Here is a 10206-nt window from a genome sequence, read left to right on the forward strand (position 1 = left end):
GTCACCCCCCTACTTTTGAGGCCTTTTTTTAAACTAGCTCGATTTCTTCAGCCGTTAATTCGCGCCATTCGTTTTCTTTGAGGCTTTCATCGAGTTTGATATTTCCGATCTGTTCACGATGAAGTTTAACTACATGGTTACCCACTGCAGCCATCATGCGTTTCACTTGGTGGTATTTACCTTCGCCTATTATCATGCGGATCTTAAGTTCTGAAATTATTTCTATTTTTGCTGGGAGACAGCGTTTTGGTTCACCCTTGAGTTGAACACCCTCAGTTAAAATCCGAACTTGTTTATCTGTGATCGGCGAGTGTAAATCAATCAGGTAGCTCTTTGAATGATTGTGTTTAGGTGAGGTAACACGATGTGACCACTGCCCATCATCTGTTATTAGCAGTAAACCCGTTGTATCAATATCTAAGCGTCCTGCTATATGTAGCGTTTCCATTCGAGGAAGCATTAATGCATCAAACACTGTTTGATGATCTTCATCGCTATTGGCACATACCACACCGGCAGGTTTGTGGAACATAATGAATTGCGGTTTAGGCTTTTTAATACTGACGCCCATATATTCAACTAATGCATCTTCAGCAATCTTTTGACCATGGTTTTTCACAACCACACCATCAACTTTAACTTTGCCTTGTTTAATCGCAACTTTGGCTAAGGATCGAGTGAAAGCAGTGGAACTAGAGAGTAGTTTATCTAAGCGCATTTGAATGGTACTTGGTAATAAATTTATACTTTAAATTTAGTGAAAAAAATAAAACGGAAATAAAAATGCCCTCCTGAGAGGGCATTAGCTACGAAGCATTAAACTTCGTATGGATTTCTTATAATCATTGTGTGATCACGATCTGGACCGGTTGAAATGATATCAATCGGTGTCTCCAATAACTCAGACATACGCGCCAGGTAAGCTTTTGCTTTTTCTGGAAGGTCATCGTATTCAGTGATACCGAAAGTCTTACTCTGCCAACCCGGCATCTCTTCGTATACTGGCGTACAACGCGCAAATTCAGGTGTATTGATTGGTGGTACTTCCATCTGCACGCCGTCAAGTTCGTAAGCCGTACAAATCTTAATCGTTTCTAGTTCGTCCAATACATCCATTTTGGTCACACATAGACCTGTGATGCTGTTGATTTGTAATGAACGACGCAATAAAACCACATCCAACCAACCACAACGTCTGTCACGACCTGTACTTGCACCTACCTCTTGGCCTACTTTAGCAATGTGTTTTCCTATATCATCGAATAATTCAGTCGTAAATGGGCCTGATCCAACTCGTGTAGTGTAGGCCTTAGTGATACCTAAAATGTAATCTAAATTTTGAGGACCCACGCCAGAACCTGTACTCGCGCCACCCGCTGAAGTACTTGAAGAGGTCACATACGGATAGGTACCGTGATCAATATCTAACAATGTACCTTGAGCGCCTTCAAACATAATGTTTTTGCCTTCTTTACGCATAACATGAAGCGTATTTGGCACATCAATGATCATAGGACGTAATTTTTCCGCCATGATTAAGCTTTCTTCCAAGACAGTTTCGTAGCTAACTTCTTCGGCTTTGTAATAGTGTTTAAGCGCGTGATTGTGATATTCCATCACTTCTTTGAGCTTTTCTGTGAAACGTTCGGTATCTAGTAAATCACCAAGGCGAAGTCCTCTACGTGAAACCTTATCTTCGTATGCTGGGCCAATACCACGGCCTGTAGTACCTATCGCTTTGTTTCCACGCGCAATTTCACGGGCTTGGTCTAATGCGACATGATATGGAAGGATTAAATGACAAGCTTCTGATAGCTTTAAGCGCTCTGTTACTGGCACTCCTTCAGCTTCTAGCATTTGCATTTCTTCTAGTAACGCATCGGGTGCTAATACCACCCCATTGCCAATGATACATTCGACGCCTTCGCGCAAAACACCTGATGGAATAAGGTGTAGTACGGTTTTTTTACCATCGATAACCAAAGTATGACCGGCATTGTGACCACCTTGAAAGCGCACTACTGCTGAAGCGTCTTCTGTTAGTAGATCAACAATCTTACCTTTACCTTCGTCACCCCATTGGGTTCCTAGCACTACAACATTCTTTCCCATCTTCTCAATTCCTTACTATTTACCTAACACAATAATGTTCTTTCGCCAGCCGTTAACTTTTCTGCCTTTATAAGCGTTTATGCATAAGGCGGTTAATGCTGATGAGGTTTAGTTTGCGACAACTGTCCAGTTATCACCTTGCTTCTCAATCTTTCGGTTACAACGCTGTTCCTCAGGAACCGCCGTAGAACTCTCATCTAACTGTCGTATTACACATTCACCCTGTTGGCGAAGCTCACTGACTAACTGATCAAGGTCTTTATCTAGTGCAAATGGCGCTGAAATCGCATTAGACTTTTTCTCTGTATGTTTCATCATTGAAGCAAGTGTTCGCAGATCGGTACTAAAACCAATCGCAGGACGATTATTACCGAAGGCTTCACCAATACCGTCATAACGACCACCATTCGCGATTGATTCACCACGTCCAGGCAAATAAACGGTATACATAATACCAGTATGGTATGAATAACCACGCATCTCTGCCAAGTCGATATTTACTTTGATTTCCGGGAAGTTATTACTCACTAACTGAGTAATGTTCTCAAGATGCTGTAGTGCATCCAAAACAGGTTGGCCTGCTTCTTTCAAGCGTTCTTTAGCCGTTTCTATAACGTCATTAGAACCAATCAGTAGAGGAAGTGCTTCAAGCATTGAGCCAACAGAATCTGAAAACCCTTGTTCTTTTACCCAGACATTAATTTCCGGAATAGACTTTCGAGACAACATATCAAAATAGTTTTGCTGTTGGTTTTTAGTTAAACCGGCATATTCAGCAACACCGTTGACGACACCCACGTGCCCAATATCTAACACCAACTCAGTAACATTGATGCTATGTAGAGTATCCAGCATTAATGAGATGATTTCGAAATCACTCTCTACGCCCGAGTGGCCAAAAATCTCAGCGCCCACTTGTACAGGCGATCGAGAACCGCCTTGTTGTGCACTGCGCGTTCTTAAAACTGTTCCGATATAACATAAGCGATTAACTGATGCTTTGCTATCACCTTTTGAGATTCGATGTGCATCGATACGCGCAATTTGTGGTGTCATATCGGCACGTACGCCCATCATCCGACCATTTTGTTGATCAGTAATTTTAAACGTTTGTAAGTCTAATTGAGTGCCCATGCCAGCTCGTAAAGACTCTAAGTACTCAACCATAGGAGGCATAACCAAACGGTATCCCCATGTTGCGTAACGGTCTACAAGTTGACGGCGTAATTTTTCTAGTTTTTCTGCATCATCAGGAAGTGACTCATTGATGCCCTCAGGAAGTAACCACGTATTCATAACAGTTGTTTCATATAAAAATAATGGGATATCTAATTACAAGAGTAAGAGTAGTTGTAAAAGTAGCTCTGAAACTAAACGGGTTAGTAGCGGAGGTATACTTAGTTTTAGATCGGTTTTAACTTAAGTATAGCAAAACAAGACCAGCAACAATACTTGCCAAACCAATCATACGCAAGGAACTTTCAGGGGTTTGCGACATGGCGAGGTAAATTTTCTTAATACTTTCAGGTTTTATAAAAGGTAATAAACCTTCAAGAATTAACAATAATGCAATCGCATTGAGTAAATCGTGCCAATTCATGAAGGTTTAACCAGAAAAGTCTAAATTTAGTAAATTTTTATGGAGGTAAAATACTACTAAATACAAAGCGGGCTATTGCCCACCTTGATTTTTAAAGTATTTGAAGAACTCAGCATCAGGCTCGATAACCATAATATCTCCGCCATTACCTAGCGACTTCTTATAAGCGCCTAAGCTTCTATAAAAAGCGTAGAATTCTGGATTTCTCTGATAGGCCTTCGCGTAGATTTCAGCAGACTTAGCATCACCGTTACCACGAATTTTCTCAGCATCACGATAAGCATTTGCTTCAATAATGACTGCCTGACGATCAGCAATAGCGCGAAGCTTTTCACCTTCAGCTTTACCACGAGAACGGAAGTCCTGAGCTACACGTTGTCTTTCAGAACGCATTCTTTCATAAACAGATTCACTAACAGATTCGGGAAAGTCAATTTGACTCACTCGAGTGTCAACAATCTCAATACCCAGAGACCTGGCAGATTCCGATGCTTTATCACGAAGTTCCGTCATAATTTCACCACGCTCTCCCGTTATTGCTTCTTTAACGGTACGTGTACTGAATTCATTTCTCAGACCATCTTTCATGATACTTTCAAGACGATTTTGCGCACGATTCAAGTCACCACGAGTTGCACGATAAAATGTATCCGCATCAGCGATGCGCCATTTAACAAAGAAGTCTACTTGTACGTATTTCTTCTCACCCGTTAAGAAACGATCAGGTTGTGCATCCAGCGTCAAAATAAGCTTAGAGAATTTTTCTACTGTATTCACAAAAGGAATTTTAAAATGCAAACCTGGTTCTATGTTTGTTTTTACAATTTCCTTGAAACGGAATTTAATCGCAGTCTCACGCTGATCTACCGTATAAGTTGCCGTAGCAAAAATAAATACGATAACAGCGATAACAATAATTACTATATTTTTCATTATCGTGATCCTCTCGTTGCGTCTCTTACACCATCGCGAATACTACCGGTCTGCTGAGCTCTTTGATTTCTAAGCGCCTGCTCTACTAAACCTGCAGTCGCAGGGTCAAATTCATCCGAATTACTGCTTGATGGTTTTGACGTATTTAATTGATTCAATGGCAAGTACAATAAATTATTACCTGATTTTGAATCAACCATGATTTTAGTTGTATTTGCATAAACGCTTTCCATTGTTTCCAGGTAAAGACGCTTTCTTGTTACATCAGGAGCTTTCTCATATTCAGCTACTAGCTGCGTGAAACGTGAAGCATCACCTTCTGCTTTTGAGATTGCCTGACTTTCGTATGCAGTTGCCGCTTCACTTAGGCGAGAAGCCTTACCTTCCGCGATAGGAACAACACTGTTTGCATATGTTTCAGCCTGATTTTTGAATTTATCCAGATCCTCACGAGCACGGTTGGCGTCATCAAATGCATCTTTAACTTGCTTTGGGGCTTCAGCATAAGTTACGTTCACCTTGACAACTTCCAAGCCTGATTTGTAGTCATCTAAGACTTTTTGCATAACAACACGAGTATCAGGAGCGATCGCGCCACGATTCTCTTTCAAAATAGAGTCCATGGTATTGAGACTTGCAATCTCTCTTACTGCACTTCGCATTACTTGAAAAAGTGTACCAATTGATTGGTTTCTTTCGTAATCTGGAAGGTAGATATTAAATAGGTAATCTTCTGCATTCTTGATTTTGTACTGAGCAGCAACACCTAAATCGACGATATTTTCATCTCGTGTCAGCATGTGCGTACGATCTTCTGCTGTACGAACTCTATCTATATCAACAAGCTCAACCGTATCGACTGGGTAAGGTACGTGCCAATGCAGGCCAGGAAGGGTTGTTTCGGTAAATGCACCGAATCTGAATTCAACACCACGCTGTGCAGAATCAACTGTGTAGAAACCGGTTGCCAGCCATGCAGCCATAGCCACAAGACCAATGATTACTAGAGAAGTACTACTTGGACCATTACCACTGCCCAATTTCTTTTTCCCGAATAAGCCACCGATTTTATCATTCATTTTACGCGTGATATCTTCAATATTATCTACGGGGTTGCCTTTGGAATTTCCTTTCGGACTTCCTTTAGAGCTTCCTTTAGATTCATCACCCGATTTACCTTTACTCCAAGGGTCTTTATCATCGCCACCTGGTTCATTCCAAGGCATACACTATTACTCCAAAATTTAAGATTATTTAATTATGGGGATTCGAATACAACTCTCAAGGACATCGCCTTAAATTTTGTAAAATCCAAAACCGCGATTGTACACACTTGCTATAGCTCTTGCATAAAGTTCTTGCAAAATTCATGAGATTTAATAGAGATAATAAAAATAAATACTGATTATGGTCAATAAACTTTACTGTTCTTGATCTAACTCTTGAAATTTATTCAAGACTGGAGCGATAATATAAGCACTTATTAATATAGCTTGTTTTTATATGCATACTTCAACTATTCCAGAACCGGTTAATAGCGCCTTAAATTCTTCGAAATTTGTGCCGGAGCTTGATGAGAACGAAATCAAAGCTCTACAACAGGAAACTGCGAAAAAATTAAACCTACCCCCCTACTTTGCGGATGATTTAAAGATTGGTGGCAAAGGACCTGAGCTGGCCATTATTCCCGCTGGCCAATATGAAATGGGCTCTAATCGTGATGAATTTGGTCATTCAATTGAAGAATACCCACAACACTACACACGCATCACTCATCCGTTTGCGATCGGTCGTTTTACAGTAACCGCAGAGGATTTTGAAAAATTTCGTGAAGACACTGAATGGTTTTTACGCAACGACTTAATCTGGTCTGAAGGACAAAAGCCGGTAATTAATATCCGAATGGCGGATGCCGCGTTATACCTTAAGTGGCTTAGCGAACAAACCGGACAACACTATCGATTTCCCACAGAATCAGAATGGGAATATGCAGCTCGTGCTGGTACAAATACAGCATTTCATTTTGGTGATGAGGTCACTTGCAAGGAAGTGCACTTCCACTCACTCTTTCCCTACAACGAAGCAAAGCAGAAAAAGCGATGGTTTTTGCCCATGTGTTCACCGATGGCAACGGCATTGGATGTAGGCTGTAAACCACCTAACAACTGGGGACTGCATGAAGTGCACGGGAATGTCTGGGAGTTTACCGATACGCCTTGGCGAGATTCTCACGTAAACAGCAACCGGGACGGGTCTTTCGATAGTAGTTATATAAGCTCTGCCATCGTTACCAAAGGTGGCTCATGGTTTGATGAAGCGATACATTCACGTAGCGCTTCCAGAAAAAAGCGTCTGTACGATGAAATGGACACCAATCTTGGTTTTCGCGTGGTAAGAGATTTATAACGTACCTGTCATTCTATTTTTAGACTACAATTCCACGATCTAAACCAGGTCACAAACAGGGCTAAACCAAGCCTAACCTGAGCAAAAATCTTCAAGGAAAAACGTGGAAAATTTAAAAACACATTATGGTGAGTTCCAGCTTGAACGCCTGCCAAAAATCAAAAACGATACCCTTCGTGCCTGGGATGCAGCAGATGAGCTTTTAATAGAAACCGTATTTACAGACCATTCTAATCTTTTAGTCACCCCCCCACTTTTAGCCAATGATTCTTTTGGTGCTCTTGCATTAGCCTTTAGTGAATATTCAGTGCATAGCTGGTCTGATTCTTTTATCTCACATCTTGCCACCACGCATAATCTATCTCTCAATCAAATTTCTGCTAGTCCAACATTAATTTCGTCTACAGAAGAACCAGAAGGAATATACGATCTGGTTTTGATTAAAATACCTAAAACTTTATCGTTATTAGAAGATCAACTGTGCCGACTTAAGCCACATATACACCCTAAAACGGTTATTATCGGCGCAGCCATGAGTAAACATATTCACACCTCGACACTCAAGCTGTTTGAAAAAATTATCGGAACCACAACGACTTCGCGCGCAACCAAAAAAGCACGATTGATTTATGCACAAAATGACCAGCAAAATAATGTCGTTTCTCCCTACCCGAAAACCATTAAAGATGAATCATCTGGAATAAATCTACAGAATTTTGCCAATGTCTTTGCCAATGATCATCTGGATATCGGCACACGCTTTTTTCTGGAGACGATTAAAAAGCACTTAAACCAAGATGGAGAATATACAGAACAAGCACCTAATATCATTGACTTAGGCTGCGGCAACGGAATACTTGGAATTGCGGCTAAACAATTAATCTCCAACGCAAAAATAAGCTTTACTGATGAATCTTACGCTGCAATAGCTTCTGCAAAAATTAACTACAGTAACGAAACAACCGATAAAAATGCTGACGATGCAGAATTTGTAATGAGTAACAGCCTTGATCAATTTAAAGGCAATGCACCGGATCTGATTCTATGCAACCCACCGTTTCATCAGGCACATGCCGTGGGCGATCATATCGCCTGGACCATGTTTAAACAAAGCCAGCAAAAGTTACAAAACAACGGAGAACTCTGGGTAGTCGGAAATCGACACCTTGCCTACCATATAAAACTGAAAAAGCTGTTTGGCAATTGTCAGACTATCGCCAGTAACAAGAAATTTGTGGTCTTGGTCGCCACAAAAAACAGAAAATGACACCCCCAACCTTTAAGAGGCTTTTTTAATACTGCTTACTTTAAATTATTAATTGTTCTTTTTACTGTTCGTTTGATTTGATTAACATTCAATCTATACTTACAGATACACTAACTAACGCAGTACTTTTTCTTTCTGATAAATAACCCTATGAATAACACTAACAATAATACAAATATATGTTTCGTCTTTAGCCAGCAAACACTGGATATCGCAATGGACGAATGGATAGAGGAAAACAGCAAAACCAATCCTGCCAAAGAAGAAGCGTACCAAATCACTAAAGTCGCATTACCATGGTTTATGCGACACTTGAATCAAAGTGGCTCAATTTATATGTTTAGTTCTGAAGATATGAAAATTGAAATCGGAAACTGGAAAAAAGCGCAATTCATTGCATTTCCAAAAAGAAAGAAACGCATAGAAGAGACTTGTGATTTATTAATAAGCTTTTTCGAATCTGATGTTATTGAAACGCACAAAATGACGGTACATGCGTAACAAGATCTTATACTTACATTATGTTAAGCGGCACTGTGCCTAACGGTAGCTACTGTTCGTGGCAAATAAACATCGGCAATATGGGTCGACTCTATTTCCAGCTTTAATTCAGGCAATATTTTTTGATGGATGAAATATTCCTCGGGCAACTCACCCTCTCTGCGTGCTTCAGAAACCATATCAAAAGATAAAGGCAATAATGCCTTATCCATATTTTCAAACGTTTCAGTCGGTAGCTTTTTCAAGGTAAATGATATTGATTCACCTTGCTTGAGGGTTTTATTCAATTTATGTTGGTAATTTCTGGTTTTTTCAGCGACGTCTTTATCATCGTCTCCGCCTTTTACACCAACCAGTTTCATTGGTTCTGTACCGAAAGAATCAATTTTAACGTCTAAAGTAAACTCACCGTCTTTCTCTTCAAATAAATTATAATGAAAATCCAGATCACGCTGTAATGAGAGTCGTGTTAAATCATCCAAGTCGATCTTATGTGCATGTGTCACAGAGCAATTGAGCACCGACATCCAGGCAGATGAATATTCTTTTAGGTAACCACAGTATTCGTTTTTGCCATGTTCGTCTTCGAGGCTTACACTAACTCGCTTATTGATATATGACTCGAGAATAGGATCGTACTCGTTACCGCTGGAAGATAAGGCTGTGGTACCCATTTTTTTAATGTAATCACCTTGAGTAGACAGCACACCACCGGAACCTTTCATGCGGCTTAAAAAGACATTGAGCGCTTCACCAATCGCATCATTGAATACACTAAAGAATATTCGTAATTTACGTGATAAACGATGTATGAAATCAGGGTTAGAAACTCTGGCGACCTCTTTTGCTCTTATGGCCTGATTCTTTTCCGATAACTCACTATGATTTCTGAATATAGTGCGAATTTTATCGATGTCAGCACCGTAGAAAATAAATGAGTTGATAGGATTTCCTAAAGAATTTGAAGCTGATCTAGAAAAATGAAGCTCCATACCATTCGAATAAATATTCGTTTTCCCCCAGACTTTCTTGCCGCTCTGCATTTCAATGGTGGAATGAAAACCCTGCAAGTCTTTTAAAACGCGATCTTTATTACTCCACTTCAAAACATTGGATAGCAATGCACCAAGAAATATAAATCCAACGGTTAAAAGAAAAATACTGTCCATAATTAAGTTACTACTTGTTAAATTTTTTTATAAATTGGGGTTTTTAGAGATTGCTGTTTTTAGAAATTTGAGTGATTTACTACCCTGTTGAAAGTCACCCCCCTACTTTGAATGATATTACGTTTTTGTTTTTTAAAAACGTAAAGTAAAAATCCACGTTCTAAGAACGTGGTTTTGTGTTCGCCCTAGAAGGGCGTATGAAGACTAGCCCTCTTAGA

10 protein-coding genes are annotated in these 10206 nt (G+C 40.0%); 3 read left to right on the top strand and 7 right to left on the bottom strand.

The genetic code is table 11. The features are described from left to right. Positions 1–28 precede the first annotated feature (28 nt). The 6 genes from Q1A31_RS11550 to hflK form a co-directional block, all read right to left on the bottom strand. A complete protein-coding gene (locus Q1A31_RS11550; RefSeq protein ID WP_299876491.1) occupies positions 29–718 on the bottom strand; it encodes a 16S rRNA pseudouridine(516) synthase in 690 nt (229 codons plus the stop codon). Positions 719–816: 98 nt separating this feature from the next. Beyond that, on the bottom strand, positions 817–2112 hold the full coding sequence (locus tag Q1A31_RS11555) for an adenylosuccinate synthase (RefSeq protein ID WP_299876492.1): 1296 nt from the start codon (positions 2110–2112) through the stop codon (positions 817–819). Positions 2113–2220: 108 nt separating this feature from the next. Beyond that, positions 2221–3408: an ATP phosphoribosyltransferase regulatory subunit gene (locus Q1A31_RS11560; protein WP_299876494.1), complete on the bottom strand. Its 1188-nt coding sequence runs from the start codon at positions 3406–3408 to the stop codon at positions 2221–2223. 118 nt (positions 3409–3526) lie between these two features. Then, the gene (locus Q1A31_RS11565) at positions 3527–3712 is read right to left on the bottom strand and encodes a DUF2065 domain-containing protein (RefSeq protein WP_299876497.1); all 186 of its coding nucleotides are present in this window, start codon (positions 3710–3712) and stop codon (positions 3527–3529) included. 72 nt (positions 3713–3784) lie between these two features. Continuing rightward, the gene (hflC, locus tag Q1A31_RS11570; protein ID WP_299876499.1) at positions 3785–4645 is read right to left on the bottom strand and encodes a protease modulator HflC; all 861 of its coding nucleotides are present in this window, start codon (positions 4643–4645) and stop codon (positions 3785–3787) included. Then, positions 4645–5871, bottom strand: coding sequence for an FtsH protease activity modulator HflK (hflK, locus tag Q1A31_RS11575; protein ID WP_299876501.1), 1227 nt, complete (start codon positions 5869–5871; stop codon positions 4645–4647). Before hflK ends, hflC begins: the two co-directional genes overlap by 1 nt. Positions 5872–6148: 277 nt before the next feature. Here hflK and Q1A31_RS11580 point away from each other — a divergent pair, with 277 nt between their 5' ends. The 3 genes from Q1A31_RS11580 to Q1A31_RS11590 all read left to right on the top strand — a co-directional run bounded on the left by Q1A31_RS11580 (position 6149) and on the right by Q1A31_RS11590 (position 8819). Further along, the gene (locus Q1A31_RS11580) at positions 6149–7051 is read left to right on the top strand and encodes a formylglycine-generating enzyme family protein (RefSeq protein ID WP_299876503.1); all 903 of its coding nucleotides are present in this window, start codon (positions 6149–6151) and stop codon (positions 7049–7051) included. A 103-nt stretch (positions 7052–7154) separates the two neighbouring features. Continuing rightward, entirely contained in the window at positions 7155–8318 is a 1164-nt protein-coding gene (locus Q1A31_RS11585; protein WP_299876505.1) for a methyltransferase, read from the top strand. Positions 8319–8468: 150 nt separating this feature from the next. Continuing rightward, positions 8469–8819, top strand: coding sequence for a hypothetical protein (locus Q1A31_RS11590; RefSeq protein ID WP_299876507.1), 351 nt, complete (start codon positions 8469–8471; stop codon positions 8817–8819). A gap of 23 nt (positions 8820–8842) precedes the next feature. Here the strand turns inward: Q1A31_RS11590 and Q1A31_RS11595 are convergent, their stop codons facing one another. Further along, the gene (locus tag Q1A31_RS11595) at positions 8843–9988 is read right to left on the bottom strand and encodes a hypothetical protein (RefSeq protein WP_299876509.1); all 1146 of its coding nucleotides are present in this window, start codon (positions 9986–9988) and stop codon (positions 8843–8845) included. Between the last annotated feature and the right edge of the window lie 218 nt (positions 9989–10206).

It is taken from the genome of uncultured Cocleimonas sp., assembly GCF_947495625.1.
Taxonomy (GTDB): domain Bacteria; phylum Pseudomonadota; class Gammaproteobacteria; order Thiotrichales; family Thiotrichaceae; genus Cocleimonas.